Here is a 14,796-nt window from a genome sequence, read left to right as displayed (position 1 = left end):
ATGCGCTCGTTCGATATCCTGATCTATATTTCCGCGCTGGCCCTGATGGTGCTGGTGCTGTTCGCGCTGGCGCCCGATGCGGATGTGCCGGCACCGGCGCCGCCCTCTGATTTCGCCGAGGAAATGGGGCCGCTGCTGCCAGACCCCTCGCCGCTGGACGAGATGGTTCTGGTCCAGGTCGGCGAGCCTCAGAACGGCGTCGGCACGGCCTTCGCCGTTAACGAGAAGGGCGACTGGCTGACAGCCCGGCATGTGGTGGAAGGCTGCTCGAAGGTGACGCTGGAAGTAGCACCAGGCAATTTCGTGCCGGTGGCGCGCATCAGCGTCGATGACGGGCATGACCTCGCCCTGCTTTCCACGGGACGCAGCCCGTTCCCGGTATCGCTTTCGCTTGATGCGCCGATGCGGGTCGGCACGGAGGGCTATGCCGTCGGCTTCCCGCAAGGCAAGCCGGGCGAGCTGGCGACCCGCCTTGTCTCCCGCTCCCGCCTCGTCACGCGGGGGGCGCGCGAAGGCGAGGCGCCGATCCTCGCCTGGGCGGAAGTGGGACGGACAGATGGCCTGACCGGCACGCTGGGCGGTATTTCCGGTGGCCCGATGTTTGATGCCAATGGCGCCGTGCGCGGCGTGATCGTGGCCGAGAGCCCGCGCCGCGGACGGATCTATACGACCGCGCCGCAATCGATGGATGCCTTCCTCACCAAGCTCGGCGTGGAACGTCAGGCCGGCCCGGCGGACAGGTTCGAGATGTCGGGCTATGGCGCGCCTTCCGATAATGCGCGGCGCAGGCTACAGGTCGTGAAAGTCACCTGCGAGGTAGCCTCATGACCGATTTCGCCGCCCGGCTGACCGAGGGTGTGCGCAGGCACGGGCCGCTCTGTGTCGGGATGGATCCGCATGCCGGCAAGGTGCCGGCCCTGTTCGGCGGCGATACGGCGCGCGGCCTTGAGGCCTGGGGCCGGGCTCTCATCGAGGTGGCGGCCGGCAAGGTTGCGGTGGTGAAGCCCCAATCCGGATTTTTCGAGCGTCACGGCCCGGAGGGCATGGCGGCGCTTGCGGCGATCACGCGTGCGGCGCGCGCGGCGGGGCTGATCGTGCTGATGGATGCCAAGCGGGGCGATATCGGTTCCACGGCTGAAGGCTATGCGGACGCGTTCCTGTCGGCGGGCGCGCCGTTCGAATCCGATGCAGTCACCCTCAACCCCTATATGGGACTTGATACGCTGGAGCCTTTTGCGGTGCGCGCCGCGGCCCTCGGCAAGGGCATTGTCGTGCTCGTGCGCACGTCCAATCCCGGGGCGGCGGATTTCCAGATGCTCGATGTGGGCGGCAAGCCGCTCTACATCCGCATTGCCGAGAGCCTGCGGCCCTTATCCGAGCGGCTGATGAGCGATTGCGGCTGGTCGAACCTGATGATGGTCGTTGGCGCCACCGCGCCGGAAGAGGCGCGGCAGGTGCGGGCAGCGGCGCCGAAGGCCCTGTTCCTGGTGCCGGGCTATGGCGCGCAGAATGGCCGGCCGGAAGATGCGATGACGGGCCTTGTGCGCAAGGGCGCCAACGTGGAAGGCGGCGTGATCAGCGCGTCCCGGTCGATCAATTTCCCGGCGTCTGCGGCAGGCGCAGCAACGATTGATGCCTGGCAGGCTGCCATTGCGGCTGCAATCGACTCGGCGCGATCCGAACTCGCGGACGCGGTTGCGGCCTGAAGCGCTCCCGCCGCGTCACGCCTCGACTTTGCAGGCGGACCCGTTAGTCTGCACCGACCAAGGACCTTGCCGCCTCGACGGCCGGGCCAGGATCGGGAGGCACATTGTGAACATCAGGAACTGGCGCAGCTGGGCAGCCCCGGCGATTCTTGCAGGCTCGGCCCTGCTGCTGAGCGGGTGCGGCGAGCGCGACGTGCGCACCGCCAAGCCGGAAGGGTTCGCGGCGGTGGATACCGCGCGGATCTCCACCGCCAGCGCGGGCGAAGAATGGCTCACCTATGGCGGCACCTATGACGAGCAGCGCCACTCGAAACTCGACAGCATCAACACCTCGAATGTCAGCCAGCTGGGCGTTGCCTGGACCTATGACCTCGCCACCAATCGCGGCGTGGAATCGACGCCGATCGTGGTCGATGGGGTGATGTATGTCACCTCCGCCTGGTCGGTGGTCTATGCGCTCGACGCGAAGACCGGCGCGGAGAAGTGGGTCTATGATCCGGGCGTTGACAGGGCGGTGGGCGTCAAGGCCTGCTGCGATGTCGTCAACCGCGGGGTCGCCGTCTATGACGGCAAGGTCTTCGTCGGTGTCATCGACGGACGGCTCGAGGCGCTGAATGCCGAGACGGGGCAGGTGGTCTGGAGCAAGGTCACGGTCGACCAGTCGCGGCCCTACACGATCACCGGCGCGCCGCGTGTCGTCGATGGCAAGGTGCTGATCGGCAATGGCGGCGCCGAACTGGGCGTACGCGGATACCTCTCGGCTTACGATACCAGCTCGGGCGATCTCGTCTGGCGCTTCTACACGGTGCCGAACCCCACCAAGCAGCCGGACGGGGCAGCGTCTGACGACGCCTTCGTGCAGGTCGGCAATGTCACCTGGGGCGATACCGGTGCCTGGACGACCGATGGCGGCGGCGGCACGGTATGGGATTCGATCGTCTATGACGAAGTGAACAAGCAGATCATCTTCGGCGTCGGCAACGGGTCGCCCTGGAACCGCACGTTCCGGGATCCGGCGGGCGGCGACAACCTGTTCCTCTCCTCCATCGTCGCGGTGGATGCAGCAACCGGCGCCTACAAGTGGCATTACCAGACGACGCCCGGCGATAACTGGGACTATACCGCCACGCAGACCATCATCCTCGCCGACCTGCCGCTCGGCGAAGGCGGCGCGCCGCGCCGCGTGGCGATGCAGGCTCCTAAGAACGGCTTCTTCTATGTCGTCGATGCGGCGACCGGGCAGCTGATCTCCGGTGATGCCTTCGTGCCGATGAACTGGGCGACGGGCATTGATGCCAATGGCCGCCCGATCGAGAACCCGGCGGCGCGGTATTCGAAGGCCCCCTTCGAACAGACGCCCGGCCCGCTCGGTGCACACAACTGGCAACCGATGGCCTTCAGCCCGGATACCGGCCTCGCCTATATCCCGGCGCAGGAAATTCCGCAGGCCTATGCCGAAGATCCACGCTTCGCCTCCCGCCCGGTCGGCTGGAATACGGGTATCGACTTCTCCGCCGGCGTGCCCCCGATTGCGCCGCCGGAAGTCGCGAAGATGCTGCGCTCGACTTTGAAGGGCCGGTTGATCGCGTGGGACCCGGTTGCGCGCGCGCCGAAATGGACGGTCGAGCATGACAATGCCTGGAATGGCGGCGTGCTTTCCACGGCGGGCGGTCTCGTCTTCCAGGGCAAGCTCAACGGAGACTTCGCGGCGTATAATGCGGCGACCGGCGAGAAGCTCTGGAGCCATCCGCTGAAATCCGGCGGCGCATCCGGTCCCGGCACCTACATGATCGACGGCGAGCAATACGTCACAATCACGACCGGCTGGGGCTCTGCCTTTGCGCTGGCGGCCGGCTTCGGCTTCGACGAGAAAGTCTCGCCTTCGGTCGGCAAGGTGGTCACCTTCAAGCTCGGCGCCACCGGCGAGATCGCAGACACGGGCCTGACACCGGTCGAGAAGACCCCGAAGGCGGCAGCGTTCGGCAGCCTCGCGGTGATCTCGGAAGGTGGCGTGCATTATGCCCGCAACTGCGCGGTCTGCCACGGACCGCTCGCGATCTCGTCCGGCGTGCTGCCGGACCTGCGCTGGTCGGCGATCACCGGCAACGCGGAGGCCTGGAAGGGTGTCGTGCTGGACGGTAACCTCGCCGCCAATGGCATGGTGTCCTTCGCCGATTACCTGACGCCGGACGAAGCCGAAGCGATCCGTTCCTATGTGCTCGCTCAAGCCCATGCTGGGGCAAAGGCCGAAGGCGGGAACTGATTTCCGGCTTGAATGCTGCAAGGGACCGGAGCGTTCGGGCTTCGGTCCTTTCATTTCCGGGTGAGCGGTGCAATCGCGCTGGCATCCGGACGGCGCGGGTTGTATCGTTGCCTCATGCACATCCTTCTCGGCCTCCTCGGTATTCTGATCGCCATCGGCGTCTGGGTCTGGCGCCTGCAGATGGCGAAGCGCGGGCTGGATGTGGCGGTGGATGTCGCCAAGACGGTTGCGAACGCGCCGCGCCGCTTCGCCTTCAAGTACAAGATGGGGAAGGGCGGGCTCGACCTTATCGATGATCCGCGCGAAGCCGCCTCGATCATGCTCGTGCTCGTTGCGCTCGGCCGCGACGGCCAGCTGTCCGACCGGCAGATGCAGGTGATCGAGCACGAGATTGCCGAACATTTCCGCGTCACGGCCCGCGATGCGGAAGAACTTGCGGCACATGCCTCCTGGGTCACCCGGACCTGTCCGCCGCCGGAAGAGGCGATGCGGGTGCTGAGCCGCAAGATCGTCAATGCGCCGCAGCTGGGCCCCAAGGAGATCGTCGATCTCGACGCCATGCTGGTCGCGGTTTCGGAAGCCGAAGAGCTGCCGACCCGGGCGCAGCTTGTGCTCCTGCAGGTCTACCGCGATCTCGCCGGCCTCAAGACCTGAGCTTGCGCGCACCCGGGCGCTGGTCTAGGCGAAGGCCCCATGACCTATGCTTCGCGCGTCTGGAACGACACCTGGATGAACTTCTCCGTGCTGCGGCACGGCGCCTTTGACGGCTTCCTGGTCACGTCGAAGAATTCCGGCACCCATTGGGTGAAGTACATGTTCGCCGTCGCGCTGGCGGACACTTACGGTATTCCGCGGCCGGAGTATTTTTCCGAGAATGCCGTGCGGCCCTATATCGGCTGGCCGAAGGATGATCCGGTCTATCCGCAGCTGCCGCGGCTCGCCTTCAGCCATACGATTCCGCACGCGCTTGCCGACTGGGGCTGGGCGCGAAGCCTGGCGGGACTTCCGCCCTATGCGCTGTGCGTGCGTCATCCGATGGCGATCCTCGCCTCCCACCATGCCAAATGGGAATACGATATCCAGGTCGACTGGCTGGAATACCTGCGCGGCGATCCGGAGGGCAAACGCTACCGCTGCGATCTCTACTGGCTGGCGCGGTTCTGGAACCGCTGGGGCGAAGTGGAGCGGCGCTTTCCGCAGTCGATCCTGCGGGTGCAGTATGAGCAGACGCGGGCCGACCCGCGCGGCACGCTGGAAGCGATCGCGCGCCACTGGGGCATCACGCTGAAACCGGAGGCGATCGAGGCGGCGCTCATTGAGGGCACCAAGGAGGCGATGGCCAGGAAGGTCGATCCCGAAGCCGAGCCTAACGTGCTTCAGAACCGGCAGGCTTCGCTGGAGGAGCTGTTCTCCGGAGAGGCGATGGAGATTTATTCGCAGCGGGTAAATGAGCTTTTCCGCTACGATCTCGGCTACGACTTCTTCATGCCGCCTAAGCCTTAAGATACCCGCTGGAGCGACCGTCCGGTCCGTACTTGATCCACCAGGGCTCTGCCTTTGCCTCTTCCTCGAGTTTCAGGAACAACGGGTCTTCCAGCACGGCAGCAGCATAGTCGGCGGCTGCGCCGGTGAGCGGCAGGCCGTAGGTGCGGAAGCGGGTGACGACCGGTGTGTAGAAGGCGTCGGCCGCAGACCAGGCGCCGAACAGGAAGGGGCCGCCCTTGCCGTATTTTGCGCGCAGGCCGGACCACATCGATTGCAGGCGCGTGATATCGGCTTCGAGGGCGGGGGTCATGTCCGGCGCGGGGTGGCGGGCGCGGATGTCCATCGAGCAGGCGTTGCGGATCGCGGCGAAACCGGCATGCATCTCGCTGGAGACGGCGCGGGCAATCGCGCGGGCCTCGGCGTCCTGCGGCCAGACGGCGCCGGGCTCTGCCCATTCGGCGATGAACTCGGCGATGGCGAGGCTTTCCCAGATTTCGAGACCGTCCCAGATCAGCAGGGGCACCTTGGCGGTGGGGCTGAGGGATTTGAGCTTCGCGGTGGTCTCCGGGAAGTCGAGCGGGACGATGATCTCTTCCACCGGCAGGCCGACCTTGCGGGCGACCAGGAGCGGGCGGATCGACCAGCTGGAATAGTTGAGATTGCCGGATACGAACTGTCTCATTGGGGCTTGCCTTCGCCGATGGCCCAGCGGGTTTCGTTGATGGTCACGCGGCCGAAGACGCCGGCTTTGGAATAGGGGTCCTCGGCGTTGAGAGCCTTGGCGGCCTCAAGGCTGGCGGCTTCGAGAAGGAAGACCGAGCCAACCATCGCGCCGGTCTCGCTGAGGAGGGGGCCGGCCATGCGCAGGGCCGGGCCGATGCCGGCGGCCCATTCCAGGTGCGCCGGGCGGGCGGCAGCGCGGCGCGCGGCGCCGTCGGTTTCGTTGTCGAGGCAGTGAAGGCAATAGAGTGGCATCGGCGTATCCCGTCAAATCATGACTGCCTATGGCACGGCCGCGGGGGCCCGGAAAAGGGCGGTGACGCTAGGTAAATAGCCGGGACCCAAGTGTACAATGAATACTATATTGATTATTCAGCCGTCTGGTGTATTCTGGGTGGATGAACTCGAATCCGACTGATGACACCCGCCTGATGATCCTCCACGCGGCCGTGGAGCGCATCCTTCACTATGGCTATTCGAAAACGACGATGGCGGAGATTGCCCGCGACTGCAACATGTCGGCGGGCAACATCTACCGCTTCTTCGCCTCCAAGCTCGATATTGCCGAGGCGATGGCGCACAAGTTCAACGAAGAGGCCTATACGACCTTTGCTGGCATCGTCGCCCGCAAGGATACGGCGGCCAACCGGCTGCGCGCCTATTTTCACTATCATCTTGCCCGGACTTATTCGGCGATCGAGGACGAGGCGAAGATCCTGGAAGTGGCAGAAGTGCTCAGCAAGGAGCGCCCGCTTTACATGAACGACCAGCTGGCCCGCGAACGGGTCTATATGGTCCAGATCTTCAGGGACGGGGTCGCGTCCGGCGAGTTCCGGCCGCTCGATAAGCCGGAAGAGATCGCCGAGATGTGGCAGTCGGCGCTGATGAAGTTCCGTTTCCCGCAACTGTTCTCGAAGCTGACCCTTCCGAAGCTGCAGCGGGAGCTGGACGGGGTCATGGACCTTCTGCTCGCCGGCCTGTCGCCGGGTGCGGTCCAGCCTGAGCCCTGGGAGGGCATTCCGCCCCCTTTGGATGAGGTCTGCCCGGTCACGGGCGAGCCGCTGCATCCTGTCAGCGCAGCTATAAAGGCTGATTAGTGAATAAAATCGATTTTGTTCATTGATTAGCGCTCAGTGGGGTGCTATATAGGGGTCATGGAGGGCAGCGGTTGCCTTCCAGCCAGTCAAAGAGACCCCGCCATGACCACCTCTTCGCGCACCGAAGCCCGCCAGTCGCTCTACGCCTTCCTTGCCGCCATTCCGGCAGCCGCCCTGGTCGCCTGGGCAACCTTCGGCCTCACCACTTTCGTCGCCTGAACATGACGCGCCCTGCCGCAGCGCGGCAGTCGCTCCATTCCCGCCCGATGCGCGCCGCCCCTGCCGCGCTGCGGGATACAACCGGGACCTGAGGTTTTCCCTTTCCCCTCAGGTCCCGGATTTTTTACCCGGAACAATCAGATCTCAGGCTTTCGCGCCCTTGTGACCGCCGCCATAGACCGGCGCGGCGAGGGCAGCGGCCTCATCCAGCGGCCAGCGCGGGCGGGAGCCTGAGGCGAGGCCATCCTCTTCCCCGACCATCCCGGCTGCGAGCCGCTCGGCACCTGCGAGCGCGATCATCGCGGCATTGTCCGTACAGTGACGAAGCGGCGGCGCGATGAGGCGGGCGCCGTGGGTGGCCGCTGCGGTTTCGAGCGCGGCGCGGATCGCCTTGTTGGCGGCAACGCCGCCGGCGACTACGATACGCTTCTCTTCCGCACCCGGATCAAACGCGGCGAGGGCGCGCGCGGATTTCTCAGACAGCACATCGCAGATGGCGGCCTGGAAGCTGGCGCAGATGTCGGCTTTTGCGGCGTCTGACTGCGCGCCTTCGGCGGCGCGGGCGACGGCGGATTTGAGGCCGGCGAAACTCATTTCGAGGCCGGGGCGATTGAGCAGTGGGCGCGGAAAGTCATGCGCCTTCGGATTGCCTTGAAGCGCGAGGCGCTCGACCGCCGGGCCGCCGGGAAAGCCGAGGCCCATGAGTTTTGCCACCTTGTCAAAGGCTTCGCCGACGGCATCGTCGATGGTGGAGCCGAGGCGTTTGTAGTCGCCGAGGCCGCGGACTTCCAGGAACTGGCAATGCCCGCCGGAGACGAGCAGCAGAAGGTACGGGAACGGACAATCCGCGGCGAGGCGCGGGGAGAGGGCGTGGCCTTCGAGGTGGTTCACCGGGATGAAGGGGATGCCGGCCGCCTGCGCCACCGCCTTGCCGGTCATCAGGCCGACGAGGACGCCGCCGATCAGGCCGGGGCCGGCGGTGGCGGCAACGCCGTCGAGACCGGCATAGGAAATCCCGGCATCTGCCATCGCTTTCGCCACCGTCAGGTCGGCGAGTTCGGCATGCGCGCGCGCGGCAATCTCCGGCACGACGCCGCGATAGGGGGCGTGCTCTTCGAGCTGTGTGCGGATGATGTCCGACAGGAGGCTTGCCTGGCCATCCTCAAGGCGCAGCACGGCGGCGGCGGTCTCGTCGCAGGAGGTTTCGATGCCGAGGATTGTGAGGGGGCGGGTCATGGGGGGCATGTAGCGGCTGGGGGGGAGAGTGGGAAGGGGTGGTGACATTTTACCCAGCGCCTTTGGCCCGGGAGGCGGGTGCCTTCCGGGTGCGGAGGTTTGGTTCCGGGCGGGTCAGGACGTGTTCAGGCGCTTGGCGCGCTGGCGGGTGACGGCGAGGTTGAGGCGCTGGAGCGTGTCGCGGTTCTCGTCGGTGATAATGTCCGAGGCGAGGCCGGGGATGTCTTCGAGGGAGAGGACGGGCGCCGCAGGTGCGAGCCGGGCGGCGAGGCGCTGCAGGCGGCGCGCGGCGCAGACGGGATCGGCGAAGGCAGCCTGAAGCGCGGCGAAACGGCGCTGGAGATTTGCTTCGTGGGCGGAGGGATCGGCGGGCGAGCGCGGCGTCTGGGTTTCGCTTTGGGGTTTTGTGGGGGCGTCGATGTTTCGGGCACGCGGCAGCGGTTCGGTGAGGCGGAAGACGGGCGGGCGCGAGGGGGTGCGGGTGGGGCTTCCCCCTCCGCCCCTTTGGGTCACCTCTCCCGCGCTGCGGGGGAGGAGGGCGCGAGGCGAAATGGGCAGCGGGGCGATGCTGCCGGCGATCAGGTGGATGAGACGGCGCAGGGCCGCCTCGGCGGGCAGCAGGAAGGCACGGGCGAGGTAGGTGAGGATATTCCGTGGACGGACGAATCCGGGATCGAGCATGACCGCCAGCGCCTCGATGAGTCCGCCAATCATGGCCTGGGTCTCGGCGACGAGATTTGTCTGCGGGGGCGCGGTCTGGTCCATGCGCAAAGCATGACACAGGTTTGGAGGTGTTGCGTAAGTTCCTGTGGAATTCTTATTGAGGCTTGATTCGGAGGGGAATTTTTCTCAGCGGGTGTTGCATAAGTCCGCGAGTGGGGCTCCCCCCTCCGCCCCTTCGGGGCACCTCCCCCGCAAGCGGGGGAGGAGGGTGCAGCGTCAGTCCCCATCCATTCGCAGCGCCGCCACAAACGCTTCCTGCGGGATTTCGACTTTGCCGAACTGGCGCATGCGGGCCTTGCCGGCTTTCTGCTTGTCGAGGAGTTTGCGTTTGCGGGTGGCGTCGCCGCCATAGCATTTGGCGGTGACGTCTTTCCTCATGGCAGAGATGGTTTCGCGCGCGACGACGCGGCCACCGATGGCGGCCTGGATCGGGATCTTGAACATCTGGCGCGGGATGAGGTCTTTCAGGCGCTCGCACATCTGGCGGCCGCGGCCTTCGGCGCGGTCGCGGTGGACGAGCATGGCGAGGGCGTCGACAGGTTCCTCGTTGACGAGGATCTGCAGCTTGACGAGGTTTTCGGCGCGGTGGCCGATGAGGGTATAGTCGAAGCTGGCATAGCCGCGCGAGATGGATTTCAGGCGGTCGTAGAAGTCGAACACGACCTCGTTGAGCGGCAGTTCGTATTTCACGCAGGCGCGCCCGCCGACATAGGAGAGTTCGGTCTGCACGCCGCGGCGGTCCTGGCAGAGTTTCAGGATGGAGCCGAGATATTCGTCCGGCGTGTAGATGGTGGCGGAAATCCACGGCTCGCGAATTTCGCGGATCTTCACGACATCCGGCATGTCGGCGGGGTTGTGCAGCTCGATCTCGGAGCCGTCGGTCATCGTCATCTGGTAGACAACGCTGGGGGCGGTGGCGATGAGGTCGAGGTCGAACTCGCGGCTCAGGCGTTCCTGGATGATCTCGAGGTGCAGGAGGCCAAGGAAGCCGCAGCGGAAGCCCATGCCGAGCGCGGCGGAGGTTTCCATTTCCCAGGTGAAGGAGGCGTCGTTGAGGCGCAGCTTCGCCATCGCGGCGCGCAGGTCGTCGAAGTCGCCCGCGTCCATCGGGAAGAGGCCGCAGAAGACGACGGGCTGGACTTCCTTGTAGCCGGGCAGGGCCTTGTCCGTGGGGCGTTTGTCTTCGGTGATCGTGTCACCGATGGCGGTGTCGCCGACTTCCTTGATGGAGGCGACGAAATAGCCGACTTCGCCGGGGCCGAGGGCGTCTACTTCGGTGAGCTTCGGATTGAAGGTGCCGATCTTGTCGATCTCGTAGACGCCGCCGGTGCGCATCATGCGGATCGATTGTTTCTTCTTCAGCACACCGTCATGCACGCGCACGATGACGACGACGCCGAGATAGGGGTCGTAATAGGCATCGACCAGCGCGGCTTTCAGCGGGGCGGCGGCGTCGCCGGTCTTCGGCGGGGGCAGCTGCTTGACGATGGCTTCGAGCACATCCGGGATGCCGAGGCCGGTCTTGGCGGAAATCTGCACGGCGTTTGCCGTGTCGAGGCCGATGATTTCCTCGATCTGTTCCTTCACCCGCTCAACATCAGCGGCCGGCAGGTCCACCTTGTTCAGGACGGGGACGATCTCGTGGTTCTGGTCGATGGCCTGGTAGACGTTGGCGAGGGTCTGGGCTTCGACGCCCTGGGAGGCATCGACGACGAGGAGGGAGCCTTCGCAGGCGGCGAGGCAGCGGCTCACCTCATAGGCGAAGTCGACATGGCCGGGCGTGTCCATCAGGTTCAGCGTGTAGGTCTCGCCGTCCTTCGCGGTGTAGCTGAGGCGCACGGTCTGGGCCTTGATGGTGATGCCGCGCTCCTTCTCGATATCCATCGAGTCGAGCACCTGTTCGCTCATTTCACGGTCCGAGAGCCCGCCGCAGGCCTGGATCAGGCGGTCGGCGAGGGTCGATTTCCCATGGTCGATATGGGCGATGATCGAGAAGTTACGGATTTTGTCGCGCGGGGTCATGGGCGGCATATAGCGGGGCAGGTGCGGCGCGGGAAGTAGCTGGAGGCTGGCGCGGGCGCGTGGCCGGGCGTATGACGGGCGGATTGGAGCGAGGAGACCCCCATGAAACGCGTGATTGCGGCCTCTGCCGCGCTGGCGCTCGGCGCCTGCGGCTATTTCAGCAAGGACAAGGCGGCTGATCCGGTGAGCCCGGAAGCGGCTGAGGAGGAGACCGCCGTGGACCCGAACGAATGGCAGCCGCCCGAGATGCCGACGGCTGAAGAAGCCGCCAAGGCGGCCGCGGACGCGCAGGCGGCTGCAGAGGCCGGGGTGGTCTATGCGGGCGCCGACAAGAAGGGCCAGACCGTCAGCCTGAAGGTTGGCGAGACGCTCCGGATCGAACTCGTCTCCATTCCCACGGCAGGCTATGTCTGGACGGTGGTGGAGGCCCCGGCCTTCATGGAGGCGGTCGGCGAGACGACGCGCGGCACTGACCCCGCCCACCAGAACCTGCCGGGCTTTACCGGCGGCGACCATTATCTCGGCTTCGACTATGTCGCGAAGGCGGCCGGCACGGGCACGTTCAAGCTGACCGAAGGCCGCCCGTGGGAAACCGAGGAGCCGCCGATGGACACTTATGAGCTGACGGTCACGGTGGCGGAGTAAGCGAAGCCTTGGCCGACACCCAGCCCCTGCCTGCGAAGACCGGTATCACCGATGAGGGCTACCTCACCGATTGCTGGTATCTCGCCGCGGCGTCTGAGCGCCTGAAGCCTGGCAGGCAGGAGCGGTTGATGATCCTTGGCGAGCCGGTGGTGGTCGGCCGCACACCGGCGGGGGAGGCGTTTGCGCTGCGCGATATCTGTCCGCACCGGCTGGTGCCGCTGTCGGCGGGCAAGCAGCTGGAAACGAATGGCGAGTGGACGCTGCAATGCCCGTATCATGGCTGGCGTTTCGGCACGGATGGCGGGTGCCGCCTGATGCCGAGCCTGACGGATGACAGCGCCTATGATCCCACACGGATCAAGGTGCGCCGCTATCCGGTGCATGAGGCGAACGGGGCGGTGTATGTCTACATCGCGCATGATCCGCGCAGCATGGCAGCGCCCGCAGTGCCGCCGCCGGAATTTGGTCCGCTCCCGGACAGGCCGGGTTTCGTGATCGAGGACATTTTCAACGCCCATGTCGATGACGCGGTGGTCGGCCTGATGGACCCGGCGCATGTGCCCTTCGTGCATGACCAGTGGTGGTGGCGCCCGCCGTCTGTGGGCTTGAAGCGGAAAGAGAAGCCGTTCATTCCGACGGATCGCGGCTGGGCGATTGACCGGCATGCGCCGTCTTCCAACTCGAAACTCTATCGCTGGGTGTTCGGCGGCGATGTGATGACCGAGATCCATTTCCAGCTGCCGGGCTACCGCTGGGAAATCATCTCCAACAATTCCGCGCGCCTGCTGACGCTGACCTGCCTGACGCCCGAGGCGCCGAAGCAGACGCGCATCACGCAGTTCACCTGGTGGACGGGCGCGCCGCTGTTGCATCTCGCTGTGCCAGTGGCGAAACGCATGGGCCGCAAATTCCTCGCGCAGGACGGCGAGATGGTGGACCTGCAAAATCAGGGCATGGCGCACCAGAAAGCGATGCTCTGGATCGACGACATCGACGTGCAGGCGAAATGGTACCAGACGCTGAAACGCGAATGGACGGCGAGCCGGAGCGAGGGCAGGGCCTTCGAGAATCCGATCCAGCCGCGCACACTGAAATGGATGAGCTGAGGCCGGAGGCCGGCTTCAACATTACGATCTGCACAGGTTTCCTGCGTTGCGCGCACTGAGGCGCAGACGCCCTGCATTTGCCCCAAAATTGCCTTTGAAAATTGTCACTCAGAAGACTGGCCGGGCGGGACAAATGATCCAGATGAGGTGTGCGCGTTGTGCGCATCCCCCCAGAAAAGTAAGTCACCAAGAGGACAGATCAAATGAAGTTTTCGCTGTTTGCAGCTGCCGCCGCGAGCGCCTTTGCGCTCGCCGCCTGCACGCCCGCTTCCGAACCGGCCCCGGTTCAGCCTGCTGCCGTTGAAGAGCCGGTTGCCGAACCGGTCGTGGAAGAGCCCGCCGTGCTCGGCACCATTGTCGACATCGCCGCCGGCAATCCGGACTTCTCCACCCTCGTCGCCGCCGTTCAGGCAGCAGGCCTTGCCGAAACGCTTTCCGGCGAAGGTCCGTTCACGGTATTCGCGCCGACCAATGCCGCTTTCGCAGCGCTGCCGGCCGGCACGGTCGAGACCCTGCTGCTGCCTGAGAACAAGGACAAGCTGACGAAGATCCTGACCTACCATGTGGTCGCCGGCAAAGTGATGGCGGCTGACCTGCCGGCCGCAGACGCGGGTATTGCGACGCCGACGGTCGCCGGTCTTGACCTCTCGGTCCGTATCGAAGCCGACGGCGCTGCCAAGGCGAACGAAGCGACGATCACGGCTGCCGACATCGAAGCCTCGAACGGCGTGATCCACGTCATCGACACGGTTCTCCTGCCGAAGGAATAAGGGGAGCATAGGGCGGCCAAAGGGGAGCCCTGGCGGGGCCGCGGGAACCTTCGGGCTCCTGCGGCCTTTTTTGTGTCACACCTTGCGGGCGATGATCACCGGGCGGACATCCTTGCCTTTCATGGCATGGCGCTCGCGGCTTTCGATCTGGAAGCCGGTAGCCTCGATTTCCGAGACGAGCGTGGCTTCGGTAACCGTGGCGACATAGGGCGCCTGGCCGAGGGCACGCATCAGCGGAACGGCGAGGCGGATCACCGGGTTCATTTCGGCAAGGCTGACCGATTTGGAAAGGAACAGGCCGCCGGGCTTCAGCAGACGGTGGATGCCGGCGAGGGCGGCGGGCCGGTTTGGTACGAGATGCAGGATGTTGAAGCCGAGTGCGGCGTCAAACCGGCTTTCGCCCCAGCGCGGGTCCTCCGCCGTGCCCACCTCGAAAGACACGTTGGAGACGCTTTCGGCGGCGGCCTTTTCGCGGGCGATGGTGATCATCTCCTCGGAGATATCGGTGGCGAGGATGTGGCCGGCATGGGGGGCGAGTTTCAGCGCCGCCGTGCCGGTGCCGCAGCCGAATTCAAACATTGCGCTACCCGCCGGGACCAGCATGCGGACGCGCTCGAGCGTGCGTTCGAAGCCGGCGGGGTCGCCGATGGCGCTGGCGGCGTATTTGCGCGCGGTCTTGTTCCAGAAGCGGGTGCTGGGATCATGTGCGGTCATGGGGTCCTCCTGGGGCTGCCTTAGCAGCCCGGTGTGACGGCGTCTTGGGGCGGCGGGCGAACAAAAAGTGAAAATGGCAAGCTGTCTTTA

General features: G+C 65.6%; 15 protein-coding genes. 9 read left to right on the top strand and 6 right to left on the bottom strand.

Features of this window, described 5'->3' with window-relative positions; genetic code table 11:
• The 5 genes from ACK4TE_RS10435 (at position 1) to ACK4TE_RS10415 (ending at position 5,472) form a co-directional block, all read left to right on the top strand.
• Positions 1-828 (top strand): serine protease, encoded by an 828-nt coding sequence (locus ACK4TE_RS10435; RefSeq protein ID WP_409911450.1) that lies wholly within the window; start codon positions 1-3, stop codon positions 826-828.
• Entirely contained in the window at positions 825-1,706 is an 882-nt protein-coding gene (pyrF, locus tag ACK4TE_RS10430) for an orotidine-5'-phosphate decarboxylase (protein WP_409911449.1), read from the top strand. Before ACK4TE_RS10435 ends, pyrF begins: the two co-directional genes overlap by 4 nt.
• A 106-nt stretch (positions 1,707-1,812) precedes the next feature.
• Positions 1,813-3,969 carry a PQQ-dependent dehydrogenase, methanol/ethanol family gene (locus tag ACK4TE_RS10425; protein WP_409911448.1) on the top strand — a complete coding sequence of 719 codons (2,157 nt, stop codon included), beginning with the start codon at positions 1,813-1,815 and terminating at the stop codon, positions 3,967-3,969.
• 114 nt (positions 3,970-4,083) lie between these two features.
• Positions 4,084-4,623, top strand: a complete 540-nt coding sequence (locus ACK4TE_RS10420) for a hypothetical protein (protein WP_409911447.1) — start codon at positions 4,084-4,086, stop codon at positions 4,621-4,623.
• 39 nt (positions 4,624-4,662) lie between these two features.
• Complete coding sequence (locus ACK4TE_RS10415) at positions 4,663-5,472, top strand: sulfotransferase domain-containing protein (RefSeq protein WP_409911446.1); 810 nt, start codon at positions 4,663-4,665, stop codon at positions 5,470-5,472.
• On the opposite strand, the gene ACK4TE_RS10410 is transcribed toward ACK4TE_RS10415, so the two are convergent.
• Together ACK4TE_RS10410 and ACK4TE_RS10405 are read right to left on the bottom strand one after the other, a co-directional pair.
• On the bottom strand, positions 5,462-6,136 hold the full coding sequence (locus ACK4TE_RS10410) for a glutathione S-transferase (protein WP_409911445.1): 675 nt from the start codon (positions 6,134-6,136) through the stop codon (positions 5,462-5,464). The genes ACK4TE_RS10415 and ACK4TE_RS10410 overlap by 11 nt on opposite strands.
• Positions 6,133-6,429, bottom strand: a complete 297-nt coding sequence (locus tag ACK4TE_RS10405) for a YciI family protein (RefSeq protein ID WP_409911444.1) — start codon at positions 6,427-6,429, stop codon at positions 6,133-6,135. Before ACK4TE_RS10405 ends, ACK4TE_RS10410 begins: the two co-directional genes overlap by 4 nt.
• Positions 6,430-6,605: 176 nt before the next feature.
• Here ACK4TE_RS10405 and ACK4TE_RS10400 point away from each other — a divergent pair, with 176 nt between their 5' ends.
• A complete protein-coding gene (locus tag ACK4TE_RS10400) occupies positions 6,606-7,271 on the top strand; it encodes a TetR/AcrR family transcriptional regulator (protein ID WP_409911443.1) in 666 nt (221 codons plus the stop codon).
• Positions 7,272-7,634: 363 nt separating this feature from the next.
• Here ACK4TE_RS10400 and tsaD read toward each other — a convergent pair whose 3' ends face one another.
• The 3 genes from tsaD to lepA all read right to left on the bottom strand — a co-directional run bounded on the left by tsaD (position 7,635) and on the right by lepA (position 11,471).
• Complete coding sequence (gene tsaD / locus ACK4TE_RS10395) at positions 7,635-8,726, bottom strand: tRNA (adenosine(37)-N6)-threonylcarbamoyltransferase complex transferase subunit TsaD (protein WP_409911442.1); 1,092 nt, start codon at positions 8,724-8,726, stop codon at positions 7,635-7,637.
• Between the two features lie 114 nt (positions 8,727-8,840).
• Positions 8,841-9,491 (bottom strand): hypothetical protein, encoded by a 651-nt coding sequence (locus ACK4TE_RS10390; RefSeq protein WP_409911441.1) that lies wholly within the window; start codon positions 9,489-9,491, stop codon positions 8,841-8,843.
• A gap of 174 nt (positions 9,492-9,665) precedes the next feature.
• On the bottom strand, positions 9,666-11,471 hold the full coding sequence (gene lepA / locus ACK4TE_RS10385) for a translation elongation factor 4 (RefSeq protein WP_409911440.1): 1,806 nt from the start codon (positions 11,469-11,471) through the stop codon (positions 9,666-9,668).
• 102 nt (positions 11,472-11,573) lie between these two features.
• On the opposite strand from lepA, the gene ACK4TE_RS10380 reads away from it, so the two are divergent.
• From ACK4TE_RS10380 to ACK4TE_RS10370, 3 genes are all read left to right on the top strand, one after another.
• Positions 11,574-12,116, top strand: coding sequence for a protease inhibitor I42 family protein (locus tag ACK4TE_RS10380; protein WP_409911439.1), 543 nt, complete (start codon positions 11,574-11,576; stop codon positions 12,114-12,116).
• An 8-nt stretch (positions 12,117-12,124) separates the two neighbouring features.
• Positions 12,125-13,222 (top strand): Rieske 2Fe-2S domain-containing protein, encoded by a 1,098-nt coding sequence (locus tag ACK4TE_RS10375; RefSeq protein WP_409911438.1) that lies wholly within the window; start codon positions 12,125-12,127, stop codon positions 13,220-13,222.
• A gap of 203 nt (positions 13,223-13,425) precedes the next feature.
• Positions 13,426-13,992 carry a fasciclin domain-containing protein gene (locus tag ACK4TE_RS10370; RefSeq protein WP_409911437.1) on the top strand — a complete coding sequence of 189 codons (567 nt, stop codon included), beginning with the start codon at positions 13,426-13,428 and terminating at the stop codon, positions 13,990-13,992.
• A gap of 75 nt (positions 13,993-14,067) precedes the next feature.
• Here ACK4TE_RS10370 and ACK4TE_RS10365 read toward each other — a convergent pair whose 3' ends face one another.
• Entirely contained in the window at positions 14,068-14,706 is a 639-nt protein-coding gene (locus tag ACK4TE_RS10365) for a class I SAM-dependent methyltransferase (protein ID WP_409911436.1), read from the bottom strand.
• Between the last annotated feature and the right edge of the window lie 90 nt (positions 14,707-14,796).

Origin of the sequence: Hyphomonas sp. (genome assembly GCF_046313975.1) — a bacterium.
Lineage (GTDB): Bacteria > Pseudomonadota > Alphaproteobacteria > Caulobacterales > Hyphomonadaceae > Hyphomonas.
The sequence above is the reverse complement of the archived record's forward strand: the minus strand, read 5'-3'. Positions and strand labels throughout refer to the sequence as shown.